The organism is Pectobacterium sp. 1950-15 (assembly GCF_037136835.1).
Taxonomy (GTDB): Bacteria; Pseudomonadota; Gammaproteobacteria; order Enterobacterales; family Enterobacteriaceae; genus Pectobacterium.
In genome coordinates this window covers 1-22622 of record NZ_JBBBQR010000016.1, presented here as the reverse complement: position 1 = coordinate 22622, position 22622 = coordinate 1, and the positions used below count along the sequence as shown (strand labels likewise).

The 22622-nt window shown below is 50.9% G+C and carries 22 protein-coding genes; 10 read left to right on the top strand and 12 right to left on the bottom strand.

Going from position 1 to position 22622, the window contains the following annotated elements:
• Positions 1–87 precede the first annotated feature (87 nt).
• Entirely contained in the window at positions 88–1542 is a 1455-nt protein-coding gene (gene rsmF, locus WCT94_RS16555; protein WP_336870446.1) for a 16S rRNA (cytosine(1407)-C(5))-methyltransferase RsmF, read from the top strand.
• A gap of 116 nt (positions 1543–1658) precedes the next feature.
• Entirely contained in the window at positions 1659–1850 is a 192-nt protein-coding gene (locus tag WCT94_RS16550; protein ID WP_015840090.1) for a YebW family protein, read from the top strand.
• A 19-nt stretch (positions 1851–1869) separates the two neighbouring features.
• Here WCT94_RS16550 and WCT94_RS16545 read toward each other — a convergent pair whose 3' ends face one another.
• A complete protein-coding gene (locus WCT94_RS16545; protein WP_336870445.1) occupies positions 1870–2565 on the bottom strand; it encodes an extensin-like domain-containing protein in 696 nt (231 codons plus the stop codon).
• Between the two features lie 39 nt (positions 2566–2604).
• Positions 2605–3672 carry a malate/lactate/ureidoglycolate dehydrogenase gene (locus WCT94_RS16540; protein ID WP_336870444.1) on the bottom strand — a complete coding sequence of 356 codons (1068 nt, stop codon included), beginning with the start codon at positions 3670–3672 and terminating at the stop codon, positions 2605–2607.
• A 203-nt stretch (positions 3673–3875) separates the two neighbouring features.
• On the opposite strand from WCT94_RS16540, the gene WCT94_RS16535 reads away from it, so the two are divergent.
• Complete coding sequence (locus WCT94_RS16535) at positions 3876–4103, top strand: YdgH/BhsA/McbA-like domain containing protein (protein ID WP_319847551.1); 228 nt, start codon at positions 3876–3878, stop codon at positions 4101–4103.
• Positions 4104–4368: 265 nt separating this feature from the next.
• A complete protein-coding gene (locus WCT94_RS16530) occupies positions 4369–4851 on the top strand; it encodes a hypothetical protein (RefSeq protein WP_336870441.1) in 483 nt (160 codons plus the stop codon).
• Between the two features lie 42 nt (positions 4852–4893).
• Here WCT94_RS16530 and WCT94_RS16525 read toward each other — a convergent pair whose 3' ends face one another.
• From WCT94_RS16525 to ftnA, 4 genes are all read right to left on the bottom strand, one after another.
• Entirely contained in the window at positions 4894–5040 is a 147-nt protein-coding gene (locus tag WCT94_RS16525) for a hypothetical protein (RefSeq protein ID WP_336870439.1), read from the bottom strand.
• A 364-nt stretch (positions 5041–5404) separates the two neighbouring features.
• Positions 5405–5617, bottom strand: a complete 213-nt coding sequence (cspG, locus tag WCT94_RS16520) for a cold shock protein CspG (RefSeq protein ID WP_010275831.1) — start codon at positions 5615–5617, stop codon at positions 5405–5407.
• A gap of 559 nt (positions 5618–6176) precedes the next feature.
• A complete protein-coding gene (locus tag WCT94_RS16515; protein ID WP_015840083.1) occupies positions 6177–6533 on the bottom strand; it encodes a YebY family protein in 357 nt (118 codons plus the stop codon).
• Between the two features lie 284 nt (positions 6534–6817).
• Positions 6818–7324 (bottom strand): non-heme ferritin, encoded by a 507-nt coding sequence (gene ftnA, locus WCT94_RS16510; RefSeq protein WP_336870437.1) that lies wholly within the window; start codon positions 7322–7324, stop codon positions 6818–6820.
• Positions 7325–7695: 371 nt separating this feature from the next.
• Between ftnA and WCT94_RS16505 the strand changes: the two genes are divergently transcribed.
• Positions 7696–7926, top strand: a complete 231-nt coding sequence (locus tag WCT94_RS16505) for a DNA polymerase III subunit theta (RefSeq protein ID WP_319847546.1) — start codon at positions 7696–7698, stop codon at positions 7924–7926.
• Between the two features lie 366 nt (positions 7927–8292).
• On the opposite strand, the gene WCT94_RS16500 is transcribed toward WCT94_RS16505, so the two are convergent.
• Complete coding sequence (locus WCT94_RS16500; protein ID WP_336870435.1) at positions 8293–10344, bottom strand: S9 family peptidase; 2052 nt, start codon at positions 10342–10344, stop codon at positions 8293–8295.
• Between the two features lie 199 nt (positions 10345–10543).
• Here WCT94_RS16500 and purT point away from each other — a divergent pair, with 199 nt between their 5' ends.
• The gene (gene purT / locus WCT94_RS16495) at positions 10544–11722 is read left to right on the top strand and encodes a formate-dependent phosphoribosylglycinamide formyltransferase (RefSeq protein ID WP_336870434.1); all 1179 of its coding nucleotides are present in this window, start codon (positions 10544–10546) and stop codon (positions 11720–11722) included.
• A 200-nt stretch (positions 11723–11922) separates the two neighbouring features.
• On the opposite strand, the gene WCT94_RS16490 is transcribed toward purT, so the two are convergent.
• Together WCT94_RS16490 and zwf are read right to left on the bottom strand one after the other, a co-directional pair.
• A complete protein-coding gene (locus WCT94_RS16490; protein WP_263059478.1) occupies positions 11923–12564 on the bottom strand; it encodes a bifunctional 4-hydroxy-2-oxoglutarate aldolase/2-dehydro-3-deoxy-phosphogluconate aldolase in 642 nt (213 codons plus the stop codon).
• A gap of 169 nt (positions 12565–12733) precedes the next feature.
• Positions 12734–14209, bottom strand: a complete 1476-nt coding sequence (gene zwf, locus WCT94_RS16485) for a glucose-6-phosphate dehydrogenase (RefSeq protein WP_319847543.1) — start codon at positions 14207–14209, stop codon at positions 12734–12736.
• A 398-nt stretch (positions 14210–14607) separates the two neighbouring features.
• Between zwf and WCT94_RS16480 the strand changes: the two genes are divergently transcribed.
• Both WCT94_RS16480 and pyk read left to right on the top strand, forming a co-directional pair.
• Positions 14608–15477 (top strand): MurR/RpiR family transcriptional regulator, encoded by an 870-nt coding sequence (locus tag WCT94_RS16480; RefSeq protein ID WP_010275858.1) that lies wholly within the window; start codon positions 14608–14610, stop codon positions 15475–15477.
• Positions 15478–15909: 432 nt separating this feature from the next.
• Positions 15910–17352, top strand: a complete 1443-nt coding sequence (pyk, locus tag WCT94_RS16475) for a pyruvate kinase (protein WP_319847542.1) — start codon at positions 15910–15912, stop codon at positions 17350–17352.
• A gap of 139 nt (positions 17353–17491) precedes the next feature.
• Here the strand turns inward: pyk and lpxM are convergent, their stop codons facing one another.
• The 3 genes from lpxM to znuA all read right to left on the bottom strand — a co-directional run bounded on the left by lpxM (position 17492) and on the right by znuA (position 21005).
• On the bottom strand, positions 17492–18463 hold the full coding sequence (gene lpxM / locus WCT94_RS16470; RefSeq protein WP_336870432.1) for a lauroyl-Kdo(2)-lipid IV(A) myristoyltransferase: 972 nt from the start codon (positions 18461–18463) through the stop codon (positions 17492–17494).
• A gap of 187 nt (positions 18464–18650) precedes the next feature.
• Positions 18651–19973: a murein DD-endopeptidase MepM gene (gene mepM, locus WCT94_RS16465; RefSeq protein WP_336870431.1), complete on the bottom strand. Its 1323-nt coding sequence runs from the start codon at positions 19971–19973 to the stop codon at positions 18651–18653.
• Positions 19974–19985: 12 nt separating this feature from the next.
• Positions 19986–21005, bottom strand: coding sequence for a zinc ABC transporter substrate-binding protein ZnuA (gene znuA, locus WCT94_RS16460; RefSeq protein WP_336870522.1), 1020 nt, complete (start codon positions 21003–21005; stop codon positions 19986–19988).
• 76 nt (positions 21006–21081) lie between these two features.
• Here znuA and znuC point away from each other — a divergent pair, with 76 nt between their 5' ends.
• Both znuC and znuB read left to right on the top strand, forming a co-directional pair.
• Positions 21082–21840 carry a zinc ABC transporter ATP-binding protein ZnuC gene (gene znuC, locus WCT94_RS16455; protein WP_010275871.1) on the top strand — a complete coding sequence of 253 codons (759 nt, stop codon included), beginning with the start codon at positions 21082–21084 and terminating at the stop codon, positions 21838–21840.
• Entirely contained in the window at positions 21837–22622 is a 786-nt protein-coding gene (gene znuB / locus WCT94_RS16450; RefSeq protein ID WP_336870429.1) for a zinc ABC transporter permease subunit ZnuB, read from the top strand. Before znuC ends, znuB begins: the two co-directional genes overlap by 4 nt.

The window sequence follows — 22622 nt, the reverse complement described above, 5'->3', positions numbered from 1 at the left end:
CGTTTTCGCATGATGCATGAAAGATCCGTGCTACACTTCGCCGCTTCTTCCCCTCGTTTTACTGAATAACCTGTACGGAACCACGCCGTGGCAAAATTTACTCCAGCCAACCTGCCTGCTGAATTTCTCGACACGATGCGAGACATCATGCCTTCATCGCTTTCGATGGACGATTTCATTGCCGCCTGCCAGCGTCCGCTGCGCCGGAGCATTCGCGTCAATACGTTAAAAATCAGCGTCGAGGCCTTTCTTCGGCTCGTGCAACCCTACGGCTGGCAGCTTGAGCCGATTCCCTGGTGTCAGGAAGGTTTCTGGCTGCTGAATGCGGAAGAGGAAAATACGCGGCTAGGCAATACACTGGAGCACCTGAGCGGGTTGTTTTACATTCAGGAAGCCAGTTCCATGCTGCCCGTTAGCGCGCTGTTCCACCGCAACGATGCGCTGGAAACGGTTTTGGACGTCGCGGCCGCGCCGGGTTCTAAAACAACGCAGATCGCAGCTCGGCTGAATAATGAAGGGGCTATCGTCGCCAATGAGTATTCGGCCAGCCGGGTAAAGGTATTGCATGCCAATATCAGCCGCTGTGGCGTCACCAATACCGCGATGACACACTTCGATGGGCGGGTTTTCGGTGCAGCGTTGCCGGAGTATTTTGATGCGATACTGCTGGATGCGCCATGTTCCGGTGAAGGCGTCGTGCGTAAGGATCCAGCGGCGATGAGCCACTGGTCGCAAGAGAGCATTACCGAGATTGCCGCCACGCAGCGCGACCTGATTCTGAGCGCGTTCCATGCCCTGAAGCCCGGCGGCGTAATGATTTACTCCACCTGTACGCTGAATAGGCAGGAAAATCAGCAGGTCTGTCATTGGCTACAGGCACAGTTTCCCGACGCCTGTGAGTTTGAATCGTTACACGATCTCTTCACCGATGCCGAGCGCGCCACAACAGGAGACGGCTTCCTGCACGTCTTCCCACAAATTTATGACAGCGAAGGCTTCTTTGTTGCCCGTCTGCGGAAGACCGCTAGCATACCGCCGCTGCCGCGTCCGGGTTATAAAGTCGGTAAATTCCCGTTCTCTCAGGTTGCCCCCAAAGATTGCACGCCACTCATACAGGCGGCGCGTAAGCAGGGTATTCATTGGGATGAGACGTTACTGCAACTGTGGCAGCGTGATAGCGAGATCTGGCTTTTCCCTGCGGCGCTGGCCTCCGCCTTTGGCAATATCAAATTCTCACGTATTGGCATTAAACTCGCCGAACGCTTCCCTAAAGGTTTCCGCTGGCAACATGAAGCGATTGTCGCTCTGGCCGATCCAAACGCAAATAATGCCTACGCACTGACCGATGACATTGCCTGCGAGTGGTTCCAAGGCAAAGACTGTTATCCCGAACCGCTCCCTGCGGCGGATGAGCTGATTTTAACCTACCAGAACACGCCCGTCGGTCTGGCCAAACGCATCAATAGCCGGATAAAAAACAGCCTGCCGCGCGATTTAGTGCGAGATGGCGCATCTTCCGCCCAACCACTTCCTAAAGAATAAATGCGGTTTCTGCATCAGGTGGGTATAAAACCACCTGATGAACCGTACGTTCCCTCTTTCCTCACGGATTTTCATCTATCATCTCTAGAGAGAATCAGTAATGTCTGGAGAACGGCATGTTTGCGTTAGTGATATTTGTTTGTTATCTCGGGCATGGCTGTGACGATGTAGTCGTCGGCGCCTACAACACCGAAGCGCAGTGTCTGCAAGCGATGGACGAACAACGCCTGCGTCGCGCTGGCTGCTTCCCCATCGAAGAGTATATCGATGGCTTCTGGATTCCCGCTCAGGAGTACGCTGATTTTTAGTTTTCCCACTTAAGTCATCTCATCGACACACGCCAAAACCGCGCATACCAAAATGAAAGTGATTAGCGTGTGCGGCGTTGTATTCCGGCCCTAGCGAATTACCGAAAAAGCGACAGCTTTCCCTGAACGTAGAGCGTAAATAGCTGCCACGGTCGTCCGTTGCCGACCACTGATTCAGGACGCTCACCTGCCGTCCATCAGAGAGGCGAAACGCCGCGATATCCCACGCGTCCGCCGTCGCGTGCTCACTCAAACGCCCTTCCGGCCGATGATAGACATTGCGACAGGCGTAGCTGCCCATATGGTCGATACGCGCCAGCGACGAACCGAGCGATTGCGCCTGCGGTATCGCAACCTGCGCCACAAACATGGTGCTACTCAACGCCAGCGGACAGCTGGCAAGGAAACTGGAACTCAGCACGACCGCGCCAAAATTTTGTACCCGAACGGGCGACACCACCGGACATTGGCCACTAATATCATTAGCCTCGGAGAAGCGTAGCCGCCCGTTTTCCTGTGCCTGTTTTAACACCGCCAGACAGGCCTCAGGATCGTTGGCGACAGATTTCATTTTCAGTCGGGTGATAAACGTAGGCGGGTCATCGACGGACAGCGGAGAGAAGGGATCGTAACCAGGTGGGAGTTGGCGTTGGAGCCAGGGTGCCAGCGCCACTAACGCCCCCAGTATCACCGCAAATATCAACCATCCCCGCATCAGCATCGTCCCCCGATTATTTCCTTCTCCTGAGTAATACTATGCCATTGACGCAAACTCGGCCGGATTCATCCCCAGTGATACCCCCGCCTCCACGATTTTCTGCCACTCTTGATCGGACAGATAAATACCGTCTGCGTGGCGCTGCGCCTGAGAAATACGCTCTGGTTCACCAGCAATTAAAATAGGCTGTGCCGGATCGGGCGCCGCTGAAGAGCGAACATAGTCCAGCATCGCATCATATTCTTTTTGCAGCCACGCCATGGAAACCATACTGGCGGGATCGATAACAATCGTCGTCATGTTATTCACTATCGCGCCCTGACGTTCATTTTCCGGTTGAATGGTTCCACCGCCAGAAAGCAATCCCGCCAGCATTTCAGCTGCTAAAATCAATCCACCGCCTTTATGTTTCGCAATCGGTTTTAAGGCTCCGTGCTTCTCGCCTTCCCACATGACTTTCGGATCGTTAGTAGACACGCCGTGACAATCCAGCATGACCTCTTCATCAAACGTGTTGCCTGCCAGATACGCAACACGGGTTTTCCCCAGCGCAACCACGCTGGTGGCGAAATCCAGGATAAAGGCCGCGTTATGCTCCGTTGACGGGAACGCAATGCAGATAGGGTTCGTCCCGAAACGGGCTTCACTGCCACACCAGGGCGCCACAATCGGGTCGAGATCGTTAACATTGACGAAATGTATCGACACGAGCCCGGCATCCGCCGCCATTTCCCCATAGGTGCCGATACGTCCCAAATGGCAGGTAGACGACAGCGTCATTAAACACACGCCCGTCGTTTTCACGCGATCAATGGCCGCCTGCATCGCGTCTTTGCCCGTACGCTGACCAAAGCCGCGATCGCCGGTAAATTGCAGCACCGCCCCGCTGTCGCGCAGTAAACGCGCCGGGGAATTCGGGTGCATGATACCTTTCCCGATAAACTCCACATAGTGCGGCAGCATCCCCACGCCATGGCTGTCATGCCCTTTCAGGTTCGCGGTCACAAGGTGTTCGGTGACAATACGGGCTTCGTTTTCTTCACATCCTGCTTTTTGCAATACGCTTTGCACCGTCGCCATCAGACGGCTGACTGAAATCTGCATGTCTCTTCCCTTTATCTACCGATGAGTATTCACAGGTTTCATCCTACTGCGGAACGAGAATGAATGGCACAGCCAATAAAGAACAATATTTTTGAAAAAGAATAACAAATCTCTCTGATATTCATTGCCAGAGCATGGCGCTATGATTTCCCACATCAAGGCAATACGCCTAATTAACACCATAAAACGTGAAGGAATGAACCATGAAAAGCATCAAAAATTTTATCGCAGTTATCGCACTTTCTACTTTGTCTTTCGGTGCTTTTGCAGCACAAGAAATCGCGACCGTTTCTGTTAGCGGTGCAAAAACGTTAGACGGTTTCGAAGCACAGGTTGCTCAAAAAGCCAAAAAAGCTGGGGCATCGTCATATCGCATCGTTTCCGCTACCGGTAACAATCAATTACGCGGCACCGCGATTCTGTACAAATAAATCGTGCCCGACGCCAGGGAGCCTAAGGGCTCCTCTGTCGCACCGCTTTCCCAATCTTGCCCCCACCTGCCGATTCTTCCCCCTCCTTGTTTGAATAAAATACAAACAAATCAAGCGAGATACCAATTAGTGTGATTGCTTTAACCATCTGGTGAAGGATCCCCCCCAGCAGTACCATCCCCGACGTTGTAAGACGTACACAGAGACGGCTGACATATATAGGGTTGCCTGCTTATCGGGCATAGATAATATGGATTTTATTTAAATGAAAAAGACATCGCGTTTTCTTCTGGCGCTTGCTGGATTATGGTTTTCCGTTACGGCTTATTCCACAGCGCCTCCCTCACCTCATGCAGAGGAAAAACGGATACCGGCCATCAAACTAATCAATACGCCCGACAATCACTCGGCCTTCGTAACAGGCAGCGTGCCAGCGCTGGAAAAAATCACCGCACAGAAATTTTGGCTCAGTAACTCCACGGAAGCCTGGGAGATGAACGTCCATCCAGCCCCACGCAAGCAATATGTCATCACGCTAAAGGGTACGTTGAAATTTAGGGTCAGCGATGGTTCTACTTTCCTGCTTTCTCCCGGAACGGTGTTGATTGCCGCCGATACGCAGGGGGAAGGACATAGCTGGGAGATGGTTGAAGGTACCGAGTGGGTCAGAATTTATATTCCAATTGTGGACGACAGCGACTATTTCACCCCCGACGCATCGGGCACCGCAACCACAAAAACGCACTAATTTTCCGCAATGCATTGGCGACAGCAGTCTGTCGACAACCTATTAATCCTCATTATCATTAAAGGGATCTTCAACATCATCCTTGCTGTCATCGCGTTTGCGAGGAATCTCTCCTCGATCTTTCGGCGCGTCTTTTGCCGGATGATCGTTTTCATCCTTGTGGTTGGTATTCATATGTTTATCCGTCATTGCTTCCTCCCATCACGTCGAGTTCTATCAATTTAGCCGAGAATCGCTACAAACGGGCAGGAATCTGCCGATGTAGTCGTGATACAAGGTATTCTTATAATAAAAGAGAACAATTAATTTCATTCTCTCTGAAATAGCCAGTGAGGGTAAATATCTGTAGGTGATACGAAGCAAGACATAATTTACGATGAGTTCGGAAAATAAAACCCGCTGAAGGTTAGTATGAGACACAAATAAAAACCCCCAGCTTTACGCTAGGGGTTCTTTATTACTTCTCTTGACTGCTCCGGCTTAAACCATCATCGCTATCGCAAGAAAAATATTACTTCAAATTTATAGTGCAGCTTTATTACGGCGCGACTTCTTACAGTGCGACAACGTTGCCAGCTGCCGGGCCTTTCTGACCATTTTCAATGGTGAACTCGACCTTTTGGCCTTCGTCCAGCGTTTTGAAATCGTTGCTCTGAATAGCAGAGAAATGTACGAATACATCTTTGCTGCCGTTGTCAGGAGTAATGAAACCAAAACCTTTACCCGCGTCAAACCATTTTACTAAACCAGTCATTTTATTAGACATAGAAATTACCTTAATTTATATAGCGCCTTCCGGCAAATAGGGCCTGTGCACAGAATTTAATTAGCAACGAGAAGGAGGCTCAAAAGAAGGGATATCTATGGATAACACTTGGAGATGAGAACTGCTTTACTAAACTGCTTTTAGGTCTGCGAATCAAACCGACGAGCTATTAACGCATGTATAAATATCTTTAGCAAGCATTTATTTTTAAATTATTTAAAAGACCTCTCCACGGCTAAATTCGCCAACCTCTGAAGAAAAGGATAAATCAAGAAAGTTACGGGTTAAATGTACTTTTTCATCCATTAACGTTTTAAATCAAAAAAAAGACTGAATACGATTCCTGTATTCAGTCTAGGGAAATGGCTCTTGGGAGAGCCGTGCGCTAAAAGTTGGCATTTATACAAGCTGTACTAGCCCTGTAGAATTAAGCTTAGCCAACTCCTCCACGTTTTCCAGCCTCAATCCGCTCGCAATTATCACAAATGGAACAGATTTCACACTTTGCCTTAACCGCAAGTGCATTAATAATTAACATTTAACAAATGAATCAATCACTTCATGGTTTCGCATCCGGTTGACACAGTTGCTCTGCACGCTCGATAAATGGCTGAAGGCTTTTCTTCTGACCGGGATGTTTAGGATCGTCAAGCCAGATGGCGTCTATCGGTTGTGCACTCACCTGCCCGGATTTCATTTGCGCAATGGCAACATCGTTTAACGGATATTGCATCAGCGTCCCGGTATGTAAGGCGTATAGCGCATTGCCAGGGCGGCAAATTAGTTGAACTTCTTCACGCGTGAAAGCCCAGCGATCGCCGTATTCCAGCCGGCTGATATTTGCCAGTTTGGCAGCAGCAAAAGCATTCACAGAAAGTGAGGTAAGCACGATAGATAGCAAGAATTTCTTCATCATGGTATTCCCGACATGGCGTATTCAGACAATGATGTGTGTGAGTTTTGCAGCCTTATCTGAATCAGAGAAAGACAGACTCAAACCTTATAAAACAAAATGTTGTATATCACTACTGAGGCGATCATAGCGACAGAGGGAGATGAAGTCGAGCACGACGTCAGGAATAGCATTAGCGGTCTGAGACCAGCAGGAAGGTCGTTCAGGAGGGGGAAAATGGCGGGATAAAGAAAACGGTATCCCGCATCATTCAAATCATGATTGGCCGACAGAAACGTCGCTTGTCGCTAGGCTGATGGGGCCGCCGCAGACATTTTTTTCAGGTCCTGATCGATGAAGAACAGGCCGCCTTCGCTGGCTTTGACCAGAGCCAGTTTGTCCAGAATGGAACGGAACAGCTTCTCTTCTTCATGCTGTTCAGCAACGTACCATTGCAGGAAGTTAAACGTGGAGTAATCCTGCAACGCCATCGCGGCATGTGCCAGCTCATTAATTTTTGCTGTAATCAGCTGTTCGTGTTCATAGGTCTGCTTGAAAACATCAGCCAGTGAATCGAAATCAATTGGCGGTGCGGCAATCGCGCCTAATACAGGCAGGCTTCCCGTGTCGTCCAGATAGTCAAACAGGCGCTGCATATGCTGCATTTCTTCCTGAGAATGTATTTTCAGGAAACTGGATGCGCCTTCAAAACCTTTGTCACCGCACCATGCGCTCATCTGCAGATACAAATTTGCGGAATAAAATTCCAGATTAAGTTGCTCATTCAGCTTCTGAATCATTTCTTTTTTTAACATGCTAACTCCCTATTTTCCCGGCAGGTGAAATTATTCAGGGCATTATGCCTGAAAAAATAAAATAAAAAACACTTTATTAACATTACGAGAGAATTAACAAAATAAACAATAAAAACAACAGATTGCAGTAATTGTTATTGATATTTGTTATCACTTAAATCTTAGTGGGATATATTACTGCGAATCATTTTTATTATCAAAAATAACAACAACGGTTTATATCAATTATGAAAACCCTGTATTAAAAATGATTCCCATTTCGTAATGAGAATAATAAACATCCACATAACAAGGCGAACACTTGCCATTTTTCTGTTGCTACTTTACCGTGGCGCACATGAGTCTGTGATCAACCGGCAGGAGAAAATGGTATGGGATATAATCTGGCAGAATTGTCCAAAGAGGATATGGATAAAGTTAACGTGGATTTGGCAGCATCAGGCGTTGCCTTCAAAGAGCGTTACAATATGCCGGTCATTCCAGAGGCCGTTGAGAGAGAACAGCCCGAGTACCTGCGTAACTATTTTCGCGAACGCGTGATGTTTTATCGCCAGCGCTCACTCCAGTTCTCACGTTTACCCTACGAACCCAAGGCTAAATAGCCTTCTCCCTCATTCCAGCCTATGCCGCCTGTCCCGCGGAAAACATCCCTTTCCGCGGGTTACATTCTTACACAGCAAAAACAATTTTCTACTTGCATCTCGGCCCGCACAGGAGGTTAATGGAGTGGCAACCTAACCTTTTATCTAAACGAGGCAAGATATGAGCAAAGGACTGGATAGCAAAAAGAACAGTAAGAAGAAACCGCTGAAAACGGCCGCCGAAAAGCGGGCTGACAAAAGAGCGAAGAAAACGCAGGCTGATATTACCTAGGTGTTGATAACCTCAGTTTTGGTCACCGAAGTAATGCGCCATGCCAATCGGGTAAACCCGAAAATGGGTTTACCCTCATAGCTACGTTTTATCCCTTATCCACGATCGTCCTCAGGCATTTCAAGCACCATCAGCAGAAACGCATATTCCAACGCAATATCATCATAGCGTTTGAAACGACCGGATTTTCCGCCGTGCCCGGCATCCATGTCGGTGTACAGCAACACCAGACGATCGTCCGTTTTGACTTCCCGCAATTTCGCCACCCACTTAGCAGGCTCCCAATACTGCACCTGAGAATCGTGCAGCCCGGTCGTCACCAGCAAATGTGGGTAACGCTGTGCGATAACACCGTCATAGGGGCTGTATTGTTTGATGTAGTCATAGTAGGTTTGCTCATTCGGATCGCCCCACTCGTCATACTCGCCGGTCGTCAACGGGATAGACTCATCCAGCATCGTCGTCAGCACATCAACGAAGGGAACCTGAGCGACAACGCCTTTAAACAGTTCGGGCGCCATATTCACTACTGCCCCCATCAATAATCCTCCCGCACTGCCTCCCATTGCGAACATGTTTTTCCTGTCGCCATAGCCTTTTGCTATCAATGCCTGCGACACATCGATGAAATCCGTGAAGGAATGCATTTTATTGAGCAATCGACCATCGTCGTACCACTGTTGCCCAAGCTCACCCCCGCCGCGGATGTGCGTTAAGGCAAAAACGAACCCTCTGTCTAGCAAGCTCAAACGGCTAACGCTAAAATCCGGATCCATGCTATGGCTATAAGCGCCGTAGCCGTAGACCAGTATCGGGTTCTTGCCTGGGCTGAAATGATCGCGATGATAAACAAGAGAAACGGGAACCTCGACGCCATCCCGAACGGTGATCCACACGCGTTCGCTCCGGTAATTGTCCGAAGAGAAATCTTTCACTTCGGCTTGTTTAAGTAACTGCTGCTCGCCCGTATCCAGATTCAATTCATACTGTGTACTGGGGGTTGTCATTGATGAATAACCATATCGCATCAATGCCGTTTCTGGCGTAGGGTTGTAAGACAACCACGTCACATAGCTCGCGTCATTGAAGGTGATCGCTTTTTCTTCCTGCGTCTGCCAGTGGATCTGGCGTAGGCTGGTCAAACCGCGCTCCCTTTCTTCGACCACCAGCCAGTCGCGGAAAAGCTCAAACCCTTCCAGCACGCGGTTTTCACGTGGGGCAATCAGCGTTTCCAGCGTTTGCTCATCGAGTCTGTCCGAACGGTAGAGGCCAAAGTTTTTTCCTTCCCGATTAGAACGCAGATAAAACATGCCCTGATAGTGATCGATGCCATATTCATGATCTTTCCGGCGTGGAATGCATACCTGCGGCACAGCATCCGGACGCATCGCATCGAGCAATAACACTTCCGTCGTCGTGGTGCTGCTGAGATAAATGGAGATATAGTGCTCTGATGTCGTTTTACTCAGGCTGACATAATAGGTGTCGTCTTTCTCTTCATATACCAACTCATCCTGTGCCGGATCGCTCCCCAGCCGATGACGATAGACCTGATACGGCAGTAGCGTTTGCTCATGTTTGCGCACGTAATACAGAACCGTCGAATCCGCCGCCCATTCTGCTCCGGCCGTAACATTTTCGATCACATCCGGTAGCCACTCGCCACTGTTCAGATCGCGAAAACGAAGCGTGTACTGCCGACGGGATAAAAAATCCTCCGAGAGTGCCAGCAGCCTATTGTCGGGGCTAACTTCAAGCGCGCCGAGGCTATAAAACTCATGCCCTTCCGCACGTTGGTTCCCGTCCAGTAGCGTGTCCCACGCGTCCGTTTCTTGCTCACGCTGGCGCAGATAGATGGCGTACTCTTTACCTGGCTCATAGCGACTTTGGTAGCGATAGCCTTTCCTGACATACGGCACCGACATATCCGTCGACGGGATGCGCTTAACCATTTCGTCATACAACGACCGTTTGCGCGCCTCATGAGGTGCCATGACAGCGTTGCTATAGGCATTTTCCTGCTCCAGATAGGCCAGCACCTGCGGATCGGCGCGCTGGTCATCACGCAGCCAGTAATAATTGTCGATACGCGTATCGCCATGCATGCTCATCACATGAGGGCGTTTTTCAGCTTGCGGTGTTTTCATCGCGTCGGATCTCGTTGTCTTAACATAAAATTTTAACTCTACAAGAAGAGTGGCACGATTGATCGGCAATGCCAAGGCACGCCCTTATCACTTGGTGCGCTTTTGCGCACCGCATTCCAATCATGCCCTCTTTAATGCGCACGCAAACGTTTTCGTTTATACTGCGGCCATTTTTCACAACCCGATCAGGTATAAGGTTATGTTAACGATTGGAACCGCCCTGCGTGCGGATGCCACACGAGTGATGCTGCTTGGCTCCGGTGAATTAGGCAAAGAAGTGGCGATTGAGTGTCAGCGCCTGGGAATCGAAGTGATTGCGGTCGATCGCTATGCCGATGCCCCGGCCATGCAGATTGCGCATCGTAGCCACGTCATCAATATGTTGGATGGCGATGCGTTGAAAGCGTTGGTTGAAGCCGAGCGTCCTGATTACATCGTGCCGGAAATTGAAGCCATCGCAACCGACATGCTGGTGACGCTGGAAAAACAGGGTCACCATGTTGTTCCCTGCGCCGAAGCCACACGTCTGACCATGAACCGTGAAGGTATCCGCCGTCTGGCAGCCGAAACGCTCGGCGTTCCGACCTCCACCTATCGTTTTGCCGACAGCGAAGCGAGCTTTCGTCAGGCGGTAGACGCCATTGGCTACCCTTGTATTGTCAAACCGGTCATGAGTTCATCCGGCAAGGGACAAAGCCTGATTCGCTCCGCGGAGCAGTTAGCTCAGGCGTGGAACTACGCCCAGCAGGGTGGACGCGCAGGCGGCGGGCGTGTCATCGTGGAAGGGTTGGTGAATTTTGATTTTGAGATCACTTTGCTAACTATCCATGCGGTTGACGGTATTCATTTTTGTGCGCCTATCGGGCATCGTCAGGAAGATGGCGATTATCGGGAGTCCTGGCAGCCGCAGCAGATGAGTGCGCTGGCGCAAGAGCGCGCGCAAAAGATGGCCAGCGATGTCGTAAAAGCGCTCGGTGGCTACGGCCTGTTCGGCGTTGAACTGTTCGTTTGCGGCGATGAAGTCATCTTCAGCGAAGTCTCCCCTCGCCCGCACGATACCGGCATGGTGACAATGATTTCTCAGGATCTGTCCGAGTTTGCCCTGCACGTCCGCGCTTTTCTGGGGCTGCCAATTGGCGCAGTTCGTCAATATGGCGCATCGGCTTCCGCTGTGATTTTACCGGAACTGGAAAGCAACAACGTGCGCTATCAGGGGCTGGAAAGCGCGCTACTCCCTCATACACAAATTCGCCTGTTTGGTAAGCCGGATATCGGTGGCAAACGCCGTATGGGCGTCGCCTTAGCCAGCGCAGAAACCACGGACGATGCGGTGGCGATCGCCAAGCGCGTCGCTGCAGGTGTAAAAGTCAGCGGCTGATAGGCTGCTGCCAACCGGGTGAGATAAGACGTCGCTGATGACGGCCCGCAGGGTGGCGGACATGGATGTCCGCCATAAAAAAACGTAGGGAACGTTTTTCAACGTCGCTTGCGACGGCCCGCAGGGTGGCGGACATGGATGTCCGCCATAAAAAAGGCCACTCGTAGTGAGTGGCCTTCGTCATTCAGTCACGAGCAAACTTAGGCTTTTGCACCTGCAACGGCTTCACGCGCCAGTTCGGTAATACGCGCGTAATCACCGCTTTCCAGCGCATCGTTCGGCACCAACCATGAACCACCGACGCACAGCACGCTTTTCAGCGCCAGATAGTCGCGGTAGTTATTTGGTGTAATGCCACCGGTCGGGCAGAAACGAATCTGAGCAAACGGACCCGCGATCGCCTGAAGCGCTTTCACGCCGCCGTTAGCTTCCGCTGGGAAGAATTTGAACTCACGCAGGCCATAATCCATACCCAGCATCAGTTCAGACACCGTGCTGATACCCGGAATCAACGGGATGTTGCCTGCCGTCGCGGCTTTCAGCAACGGCTCAGTCAAGCCGGGGCTGATGGCGAACTGGGCACCCGCTTCCACAACGGCAGCCAGTTGCTCAGGGTTTGTCACCGTACCTGCACCCACGATGGCTTCCGGTACTTCTTTCGCAATCGCGCGGATCGCGTCGATGGCACAGTCGGTACGCAATGTCAGTTCCAGAACGCGAACGCCGCCCGCGACTAACGCTTTTGCCATCGGCACCGCGTGTTCCAGTTTGTTGACCACAATCACAGGAACAACGGGACCCGTTGTCAAAATCTGTTCCGCGCTCGTTTTCCAGTTTTTCATCAAAAGTTATCTCCAGTCATGCCCGAAGGGCATCATTAATTATATAGCGCGCCCCTGCCACAGGGATCTGCGTCGCCGCAGATGTCCGACCGCACCGTTAGCCATACATTAAAAACTGTGGGATGCCGAACGTTCTCGGCATCCCAATTACTGACGTATTATCAAAGAATTACTCAAACTCATTCCAGGAGCGGCCATCGCGGGTAATCATCGCCACGGATGCCACTGGCCCCCAGCTTCCCGCCTGATACGGTTTCGGTGCATCATTGTCCATCGCCCACGCATCCATGATGGAATCCACCCATTTCCAGGCCTCTTCAACCTCATCACGGCGAACGAACAGTGCCTGAATGCCGCGCATGGTTTCCAGCAGCAGACGTTCGTAAGCATCGGCCAAATGCTGCTGATTAAAGGTTTCCGAGAAGCTCAGATCCAGCTTCACCGTTTGCAGGCGGTGTTTGTGCTCTAATCCCGGAATTTTATTCAGAATCTGGATTTCCACGCCTTCATCCGGCTGTAAGCGAATGATCAGCTTGTTCTGCGGCAACTGCTGATAAGAATCGTGGAACAGGTTCAGCGCAGGGTTCTTAAAGTACACCACCACTTCTGAACATTTGGTCGGCAGACGTTTACCGGTACGCAGATAGAACGGCACGCCAGACCAGCGCCAGTCGTCGATATCAACACGAATCGACACAAAGGTTTCCGTGCTGCTGCTTTTGTTCGCGCCTTCTTCTTCCAGATAGCCAGGTACTTTATGCCCCTGAACAAAACCAGAGGTATATTGGCCGCGTACGGTCGTTTCATGCACGTTGGAACGGTCGATACGACGCAGTGAACGCAGCACTTTCACTTTTTCATCACGGATGCGGTCGGTCGTCAAATCAGACGGCGGCGACATCGCAATCATCGTCAGAATCTGCAACAGGTGGTTCTGGATCATGTCGCGCATCTGGCCGGCTTTATCAAAATAGCCCCAGCGCCCTTCGATGCCGACTTCTTCGGCTACCGTGATCTGTACATGGTCGATCGTCCGGTTGTCCCAGTTTGAGGAGAACAGCGAGTTGGCAAAACGCAGCGCCAGCAGGTTCAGAACCGTTTCTTTGCCCAAATAGTGGTCGATGCGGTAAACCTGACACTCGTTGAAGTATTCCGCGACCTGATCGTTAATGACGCGAGAAGACGCCAGATCGGTACCCAGCGGTTTTTCCATCACCACGCGCGCCGGCTCTTTATTCAGCCCGGCGGTTCCCAGCCCTTTGCAGATCGCCCCGAATGTGCTCGGCGGCATCGCAAAATAGTTAATGGTGGTGCGGTTTTTCTGGTCAAGCATCTTGCCCAGCTTGTTAAACGCTTTCGTGTCTTCCACATCAAGATTGCAGAAATCCAGCCGACTGCTTAGCGTTTCCCACAACTTGTCGTCGATGGCTTCTTTCATAAAGGTGTCAAGCGCTTCGCGCACGACGCGGGTATACTCCGCTTTATCCCAATCGGCGCGGCCCACCCCGATAATTTTGGTGTCCGCATGGATGTGGCCTGCTTTTTCCAACTGGTACAGGGAAGGCAGCAATTTACGGCGCGCCAGATCGCCCTTGGCACCGAAAATAACCAGATCGCACGCTTGGGCTGTTGAAGTTACCGCCATGTTCATCTCCTCGTTGCAGGATGCTGTAATTTTATTACAGCGATAATGTACTCTTTTTGACTACAGCCAGTAAACCCATCATAAAAATGCCAAATAATGGTCGCTATTGGCCGAAAACCACACATAAATCGGTCTGTGCAGCGGCTGAAATCACTTATGCATTCGCCCTAAAGCGAAATTTTTCGTCGTTTCTGACAGTCGATTACTTTTCTGAAAGTTAGACACATGTCATGTTCTGGCAAAAAAAGGGCCCAACTTAGCGTATTGCCCTCTGCCAACCACTACAGGGTCGTAGTATATTTTCACGACTTGCATTTTTTCACGTAGCATTTTTTCACGTAATACCGCCAGTTGTACCTTTAGTTAAAATTGGAAAAAACTTACATGGCCCTTGTCGTATGAATATGCTGGAAAAAATCCAGAGTCACCTAGAACTCTTGAGCAAATCGGAAAGAAAAGTTGCTGAAGTGATCCTGAGCACTCCGCAGACAGCCATTCACTCCAGCATCGCGACCTTAGCCAAAATGGCCGACGTCAGCGAGCCAACGGTCAATCGTTTCTGTCGTCGCCTTGAAACGAAAGGATTTCCCGATTTTAAACTACATCTGGCACAAAGTCTGGCAAACGGTACACCCTATGTGAACCGTAACGTTGAAGAAGATGACAGCGTTGACGCTTACACCAGTAAAATCTTTGAATCCGCAATGGCTGGCCTGGAACAGGTGAAATCCAGCCTGGATGTCACCGCCGTCAACCGCGCCGTGGATTTGCTGACGCAGGCAAAAAAAATCTCTTTCTTCGGCCTCGGCGCTTCCGCTGCTGTCGCACACGATGCGATGAACAAATTTTTCCGCTTTAATATCCCCGTCGTTTATTTCGATGACATCGTTATGCAGCGCATGAGCTGCATGAATTCCAGCGACGGCGACGTCGTGGTCTTGATCTCCCACACGGGCAGAACCAAAAGTCTGGTTGAAATGGCGCAGCTGGCGCGCGAGAACGACGCGACCGTTATCGCGATCACCTCAGACGGTACGCCGCTGGCGCGTGAAGCCTCACTGGCATTGCGGCTTGATGTGCCTGAAGATACCGATGTCTATATGCCGATGGTGTCCCGCATCGCCCAGTTGACGCTGATCGACGTTCTGGCAACAGGCTTCACGCTGCGCCGTGGGGAAAAGTTTCGTGATAATCTGAAGCGGGTCAAAGAGGCCCTGCGTGAATCTCGCTTTGATAAAGACGAGCGATTGATTAATCCCTTTAGGTGATCGCTAAGTTTTACGTTGTGCTTTGTTTTAGTTATATCTTATACCCTAAATAATTCGAGTTTCAGGACAAAACGAGTTCGTTTTGAATAACGCGAAGCGTTAGCCCTCTAGGGTGATGCTCATTTATGAGCATCGTAAGGCGGCAAGGGAAGGACAAATTCGTCGGAAACGAATTTGAACAGCCAACGCACATGCAACTTGAAGTATGACGGGTAATAAAAATGAGCGGTATCATCTACCTGCTTCATCTTGATATGGTCAGAGAGTACGGGCATGGAAAGATGACGGGGATTACCTGTACAGTATGATAATCAGACTCAACACGATGTTCGGATAACGCAGGTGAAATAGTTTTGTTGTAAAGTGACATTTTGCACCGTTATTCGACGCTTAATCGCAACACTACAGCTTCACAAGTGAACGGAGTTATACATGTCCAGACGGCTCAGAAGAACCAAGATTGTCACCACCCTGGGGCCCGCTACCGACCGTGATAATAATCTCGAAAAGATTATCAATGCGGGCGCTAACGTAGTACGCATGAATTTTTCTCACGGCACACCAGAAGATCATCTATTACGTGCCAACAAAGTTCGTGAAATTGCGGCCAAATTGGGCCGCCACGTTGCCATTCTTGGCGATCTACAGGGTCCAAAAATTCGTGTTTCTACCTTCAAAGAAGGTAAAATTTTCCTGAATGTCGGCGACAAATTCTTGCTGGATGCCAACTTAGCGAAAGGCGAAGGCGATAAAGAAAAAGTTGGGATCGATTACAAAGGCTTGCCGAGCGACGTAGTACCTGGCGACATCCTGCTTCTGGATGATGGTCGTGTACAGCTGAAAGTGCTTCAGGTTGAAGGCCTGAAAGTTTATACCGAAGTCACCGTTGGCGGCCCGCTGTCCAACAACAAAGGCATCAACAAACTTGGCGGCGGTCTGTCTGCCGAAGCCCTGACGGAAAAAGATAAAGCCGACATTATCACTGCCGCAAAAATTGGCGTCGACTATCTGGCCGTCTCTTTCCCTCGTACGGGTGAAGACCTCAACTACGCACGCCGCCTCGCGCGCGACGCCGGCTGTCATGCCAAGATCGTATCAAAAGTTGAACGTGCTGAAGCCGTTTGTTCAGATGCCGCGATGGATGACATCATTCTGGCTTCCGACGTGGTGATGGTAGCAAGGGGCGATCTGGGCGTTGAAATCGGCGACCCAGAGCTGGTGGGCATTCAGAAGAAATTGATCCGTCGCGCCCGTCAGTTGAACCGTGCAGTCATTACCGCCACGCAGATGATGGAATCGATGATCACCAACCCGATGCCAACGCGCGCAGAGGTGATGGACGTTGCCAACGCCGTGCTAGACGGCACCGATGCGGTCATGCTGTCGGCAGAAACCGCTGCGGGTCAGTACCCGGCTGAAACCGTCGCCGCCATGGCGAAAGTCTGTTTAGGCGCGGAGAAAATCCCAAGCATCAACGTCTCCAAGCATCGCCTTGACGTGCAGTTTGATAACACGGAAGAATCCATCGCGATGTCTGCGATGTATGCCGCCAACCACCTGAAAGGGGTTACGGCACTGATCGCCATGACGGAATCAGGCCGCACCGCGCTAATGATGTCCCGTATCAGTTCCGGGTTGCCGATTTTTGCCATGTCTCGCCATGAGCAAACGCTGAACCTGACAGCATTATACCGCGGCGTCACTCCCGTGCATTTCGATAGCTACACGGACGGTGTGGCTGCCGCTAACGATGCGGTGATTCGCCTGCGCGATAAAGGATTCCTGATGTCTGGGGATCTGGTTATCGTCACACAAGGCGACATCATGGGTACCGTAGGCACGACCAACACGATCCGCATCCTGCGCGTGGAATAATCTTTGCCATAGCCGTCCGCTGGCAGGCAGACGGTTCATTTCAGTAAAAAGCCGGACGATTTCTCGCCCGGCTTTTTTTATCTCTCTTTCTGTCAGTCACTATTCGCCGTTCATCTCGCGTTTAGTAATTCAATATCAACTAGTTGCGGTATAAATCATCTCGACAGTACGGTTCAATCTCACCCGGTTTGCGGGTTTTCAACAGTTTCAGAATCCAGGTGTACTGCTCAGGATTCGGCCTGACCAGAATTTCCACCTCTTCATTCATGCGTCGCGCAATATAGACGTCATCCGCCTCTGCCAAATCATCCATCGGCGGGCGAATATATACATCCAGACAGCCGTCTTTAGCGTTATACACCGGGAACAGCGGAATGATATCCGCACGGCATACTTTCATCAGTCGTCCGACAGCAGGCAGCGTGGCCTTATAGGTCGCAAAGAAATCAACGAACTCGCTGTGTTCAGGGCCGTGATCCTGATCGGGCAGGTAATAGCCCCAGCACCCAGAACGCACAGAACTGATAAACGGCTTAATACCGTCGTTACGCGCATGAATACGGCCACCAAAGCGACGGCGTAAGCGATTCCACCAATAATCTACCAGCGCATTCTTCTGATTGTGGAACATCGCCGCCATACGCTGCCCGCGTGAGGTCAGCAGCATCGCAGGAATATCGACGCCCCAACCGTGCGGAACCAGAAAGATCACGTTCTTCTCTTGTTCTTTAATGCGGTCCAGAATGTCTTCACCGTGCCAGCGAACATATTTCTCGATTTTCTTCGGGTTACGAATCCCCACTTCCACCATCATGATCATCGACTGAGGGGCCGTCGCAAACATGTCATCGATGATGGCTTCACGCTGCGCTTCCGTTAACTCAGGCATACAGTACAGCAGGTTAATACGGGCACGGCGGCGGGCGCCTTTGGATATTTTCCCGACAAAACGCCCCAACCCACCCAGCACCGGATTTCTTAATCGTGCCGGAATATAGGCAGCGAGCGCCATTGCGCCAACACCTAACCAAACTCCCCAATAGCGCGGATGAAAAAAGGCGCGTTGAAACTGGGGAATAAATTCAGCGTTCGATTTTTTTTCTTTTTCCATGCCTAAACTCTTCAGATCAATCAATAAACATAATCATAATTGCCACCCCGCGTTTGGCAACACCCGCCGACAATTACGCAAAAACATACCTGCTCGACAATAAAAAATCAGGAACCGTACTCTATAAAGTGTTCTATAAATGAAAATGCCGGCAGCAAGCCACCGGCATAACATGCAGTTAGTAGAACTAATCAAACTTAAGCTGCGGCACAACTTCCTTAACCTGCGCCAGATAATCACGGCGCTCTTTACCTGCCAACCCTTCAGAACGTGGCAACTGAGCCGTTAGCGGATTCACCGCTTGCTGGTTGATCCAAAGTTCATAGTGCAGGTGAGGACCAGTGGAACGGCCTGTATTACCGGACAACCCGATGCGATCGCCACGTTTCACTTTCTGCCCAGGTTTAACCAATATACGGTTGAGATGCATAAACCGTGTCGTATACTGACGACCGTGGCGAATCACGACATAATTCCCCGCCGCACCACTTCGCTTCGCAATCACCACTTCACCATCCCCAACGGCCAAAACTGGCGAACCGACCGGCATGGCAAAATCGACACCTTTATGCGGTGCGACGCGCCCTGTCACCGGGTTCAAACGACGCGGATTGAAGTTGGAGGAAATACGGAATTGTTTCATCGTTGGAAAACGCATAAAGCCACGCGTCAGACCGGAACCTTCACGATCGTAGAATTTGCCGTCTTCCGCGCGAATGGCGTAATAATCTTTACCACCAGTATTCAGACGCACGCCGACCAGTTCACTCTGCTCGCTTTTACCATCGAGCATTTCACGGGACATCAATACGGAGAAGGTATCGTCTTTGCGTAATTTACGGAAATCCAACTGCCACTGTAGTGCTTTGATGACTTCACGCACTTCGGTGCTGGTCAAACCGGCGTTTTTTGCACTGCTGACAAAGCTACCACTCACCCGGCCATTCATGACGCTGTTGCGCCACTCGCCTTTCAGCGTTTCAATGCGTTCTTTGAAATCAGCACCCACGCGTTCATAAATGCGTGTTTCACGGCGGGACATCTGCCAAGTCAAGCTTTGCAGATCGCCATTTTCTCCCAGTACCCATGAAATTTGTTGACCGATTTTCAGGTTCCGTAAATCTTTATTCTGATCGGCGAGCTGGGTGACATCCGCAATATCGATACCATATTGCGTCAAAATGCTGCTTAAGGTATCGCCCGTAGACACCACGTACTCATGTACGCCATCTTCATCAGCCACCTTGTCGTCTAGCTCATCTTGTGGAATGTCGTCATCCGGGGAGGGTTGGTCTATCGGTTCACTGGCTTCAGGTGTCAGCGTACGCAGTTGGCTGGTTTCCAGGTCGATATCTTTCACGATGACCGGGGCATCATCGACGTGGGGATAAACAAAAGGCCGCCAAACAGCAACGGCCAATGTCACAACGGTAAGCGACCCCAGCATGACGCGATGGGGCCGAGGTAAGCTGTTATACGCCAGAGCGATAGTTCGGACTATCTGCTGCACTTATTCGTATCCTCATGATTTTTCCTCCAGACAGCTCACATACTGGTTCGATAGCTGCAACAAGAAATCGGCATAGCTATCTCTACCCAGTGCAATATTGCTTCCCAATGGATCGAGCACACCCGAGCGCACGTCGGTTCCCTTGGCAACAGCATTAATAACGGCTGGCCTGAATTGTGGTTCAGCAAAAACGCATACGGCTTTATGCTCAACCAACTGTGTTCGTATTTGATGTAAACGCTGTGCACCGGGTTGGATTTCGGGGTTCACCGTGAAGTAACCCAAGGGACTTAACCCATAGTGTTTCTCAAAATAGCCATAGGCATCATGGAACACGAAATAGCCTTTACCCTGCACAGGCGCTAGCATCTTAACAATTTTTTCATCTGCTTGCGCGATTTTATCCGTGAAATAAAGCAGATTCGCGTCTAGTTTGTCCTTATTCTGAGGCATAAGTTCCAATAATTTTGCATGAATGGCAATTGCCGCCTGTTTTGTCATCTCCGGCGATAGCCAAATGTGCATATTGTACTCGCCATGATGGTGTCCATCCTCGCCGTCATCATGGGCGGCATGGCTATGATCGTGGTCTTTTTCATGGTCATCCTGCGCGGGTTCATGTCCACTCTCATGATCGTGCCCAGCGTCTTTTTCCAGCTCAGATTTAATGGCTGGCAGTGCGGAAAGCGCAATCTGCTTCGCAGGTGAAATTTTTGCTAACGGCTTCCCGAGGAAAGCTTCCATTTCCGGCCCAACCCAAATCACCAGATCGGCGGACTGTAAACGCTGGACATCAGACGGGCGCAAGGCATAATCGTGGGGCGATGCGCCATCCGGTAACAAAACCTCCGTTGGCGTTACGCCATCGGCAATCGCCGACGCAATGAATCCTAGCGGACGAATTGAAGTAATGACCGCAGCAGATGCCGCGCTGATTGACATCCCGCTCGCGAGTAGCGCGCTGGCAACGAACACACTTTTTAACCATTTTTTCTGCTGAATACATTTTTTTTGTTGAATACATAGCGGCATGAAAGTCGATCCCATCGATTTTTATCGTATTGCTTGTTATAATATAACGTTACATGGGTTGTGCAAACCGAATTATATGTCCACATTGGTATCACTCAATAATATTTCAGTTACATTTGGCAGCCGAAAGGTCTTGTCAGATATTTCTCTTACCTTGCAGGCAGGTCGAATTCTGACGCTGCTGGGGCCGAATGGCGCAGGGAAATCAACGCTGGTGCGCGTAGTGCTGGGGCTACTTTCCCCTACTTCCGGCTCGCTGGTCCGCGATCCTGCGCTGCGTATCGGCTACGTTCCACAGAAGTTGCATCTGGACACCACGCTGCCGTTGACCGTCAGCCGCTTTATGCAGTTGCGTCCCGGTGTGAAAAAGCAGGATATTTTACCTGCGCTTAAGCGCGTTCAGGCGGCACACCTGCTGGAACAACCGATGCAGAAACTCTCCGGCGGCGAAACCCAGCGCGTACTGTTAGCACGCGCGCTGCTCAACCAGCCTCAGCTCTTGGTTCTGGATGAACCAACGCAGGGTGTCGACGTCAATGGGCAACTTGCTCTGTACGATCTCATTAACCAACTGCGGCAGGAATTCCACTGCGGCGTGTTAATGGTCTCGCACGATCTGCATTTGGTGATGGCGAAAACTGATGAAGTCCTGTGCCTTAATCAACATGTTTGCTGCTCCGGTACGCCTGAAGTCGTTTCCCTTCATCCCGAATTTTTAGCGATGTTCGGCCACCGCGGCGCGGAGCAATTGGCGATTTATCGCCACCATCACAATCATCGTCACGATCTACAAGGACGCATTATTCTGAAAAGACAAGGTGGAAACGACGCATGATCGAACTGCTGTTTCCCGGTTGGCTGGCGGGGATATTGTTAGCTATTGCGGCAGGTCCGCTCGGTTCTTTCGTCGTCTGGCGGCGGATGTCTTACTTCGGCGATACGCTGGCACACGCTTCTTTACTCGGCGTCGCCTTCGGCCTGCTGCTGAACATCAACCTATTTGCTGCCGTCATCGCCGTGACGCTTATTCTGGCACTGGGGCTGGTCTGGCTGGAGCGACGTCCCTATCTGGCCGTCGATACGTTACTCGGCATCATGGCACACAGCGCCCTGTCACTTGGATTGGTTGTGGTTAGCCTGATGAATAACGTGCGCGTGGATTTGATGGCTTACCTGTTTGGCGATTTACTCTCCGTCACGACAGAGGATCTGTGGGTCATCGGTTCTGGTGTGATCGTCGTTGTTGCCATTATGCGCTGGCAATGGCGCGCCCTGCTTTCGATGACGATTAGCCCGGAGCTGGCGCACGTTGACGGCGTGAAGTTACAGCGTACCAAGCTGCTCCTGATGCTGACCACCGCATTAACGATCGGTATTGCCATGAAATTTGTTGGTGCGCTGATCATTACCTCACTGCTGATTATCCCCGCCGCCAGCGCCAGACGCTTCGCGCGGACGCCGGAACAAATGGCGAGTATCGCGATTATTGTTGGCATGATTGCCGTGACGGGCGGCCTGGCCTTCTCAGCCGGATACAACACGCCAGCTGGGCCGTCAGTGGTGCTGTGCGCCTCGTTGCTGTTTATTGTCAGCCTGCTTAAGCGACAGCCCGTCTAG

Excerpts from the sequence above, each read along its gene's own strand:
- cspG (WP_010275831.1), bottom strand. The coding sequence starts at position 5,617 with ATGTCTAATAAAATGACTGGTTTAGTAAAATGGTTTGACGCGGGTAAA.
- WCT94_RS16550 (WP_015840090.1), top strand. The coding sequence starts at position 1,659 with ATGTTTGCGTTAGTGATATTTGTTTGTTATCTCGGGCATGGCTGTGAC.
- znuC (WP_010275871.1), top strand. The coding sequence starts at position 21,082 with ATGTCCACATTGGTATCACTCAATAATATTTCAGTTACATTTGGCAGC.
- WCT94_RS16540 (WP_336870444.1), bottom strand. The coding sequence starts at position 3,672 with ATGCAGATTTCAGTCAGCCGTCTGATGGCGACGGTGCAAAGCGTATTG.
- WCT94_RS16530 (WP_336870441.1), top strand. The coding sequence starts at position 4,369 with ATGAAAAAGACATCGCGTTTTCTTCTGGCGCTTGCTGGATTATGGTTT.
- WCT94_RS16535 (WP_319847551.1), top strand. The coding sequence starts at position 3,876 with ATGAAAAGCATCAAAAATTTTATCGCAGTTATCGCACTTTCTACTTTG.
- ftnA (WP_336870437.1), bottom strand. The coding sequence starts at position 7,324 with ATGTTAAAAAAAGAAATGATTCAGAAGCTGAATGAGCAACTTAATCTG.
- WCT94_RS16515 (WP_015840083.1), bottom strand. The coding sequence starts at position 6,533 with ATGATGAAGAAATTCTTGCTATCTATCGTGCTTACCTCACTTTCTGTG.
- purT (WP_336870434.1), top strand. The coding sequence starts at position 10,544 with ATGTTAACGATTGGAACCGCCCTGCGTGCGGATGCCACACGAGTGATG.
- znuA (WP_336870522.1), bottom strand. The coding sequence starts at position 21,005 with ATGCCGCTATGTATTCAACAAAAAAAATGTATTCAGCAGAAAAAATGG.
- WCT94_RS16525 (WP_336870439.1), bottom strand. The coding sequence starts at position 5,040 with ATGACGGATAAACATATGAATACCAACCACAAGGATGAAAACGATCAT.
- WCT94_RS16505 (WP_319847546.1), top strand. The coding sequence starts at position 7,696 with ATGGGATATAATCTGGCAGAATTGTCCAAAGAGGATATGGATAAAGTT.
- zwf (WP_319847543.1), bottom strand. The coding sequence starts at position 14,209 with ATGGCGGTAACTTCAACAGCCCAAGCGTGCGATCTGGTTATTTTCGGT.
- lpxM (WP_336870432.1), bottom strand. The coding sequence starts at position 18,463 with ATGGAAAAAGAAAAAAAATCGAACGCTGAATTTATTCCCCAGTTTCAA.
- WCT94_RS16545 (WP_336870445.1), bottom strand. The coding sequence starts at position 2,565 with ATGCGGGGATGGTTGATATTTGCGGTGATACTGGGGGCGTTAGTGGCG.
- WCT94_RS16480 (WP_010275858.1), top strand. The coding sequence starts at position 14,608 with ATGAATATGCTGGAAAAAATCCAGAGTCACCTAGAACTCTTGAGCAAA.
- WCT94_RS16490 (WP_263059478.1), bottom strand. The coding sequence starts at position 12,564 with ATGAAAAACTGGAAAACGAGCGCGGAACAGATTTTGACAACGGGTCCC.
- pyk (WP_319847542.1), top strand. The coding sequence starts at position 15,910 with ATGTCCAGACGGCTCAGAAGAACCAAGATTGTCACCACCCTGGGGCCC.
- znuB (WP_336870429.1), top strand. The coding sequence starts at position 21,837 with ATGATCGAACTGCTGTTTCCCGGTTGGCTGGCGGGGATATTGTTAGCT.
- WCT94_RS16500 (WP_336870435.1), bottom strand. The coding sequence starts at position 10,344 with ATGAAAACACCGCAAGCTGAAAAACGCCCTCATGTGATGAGCATGCAT.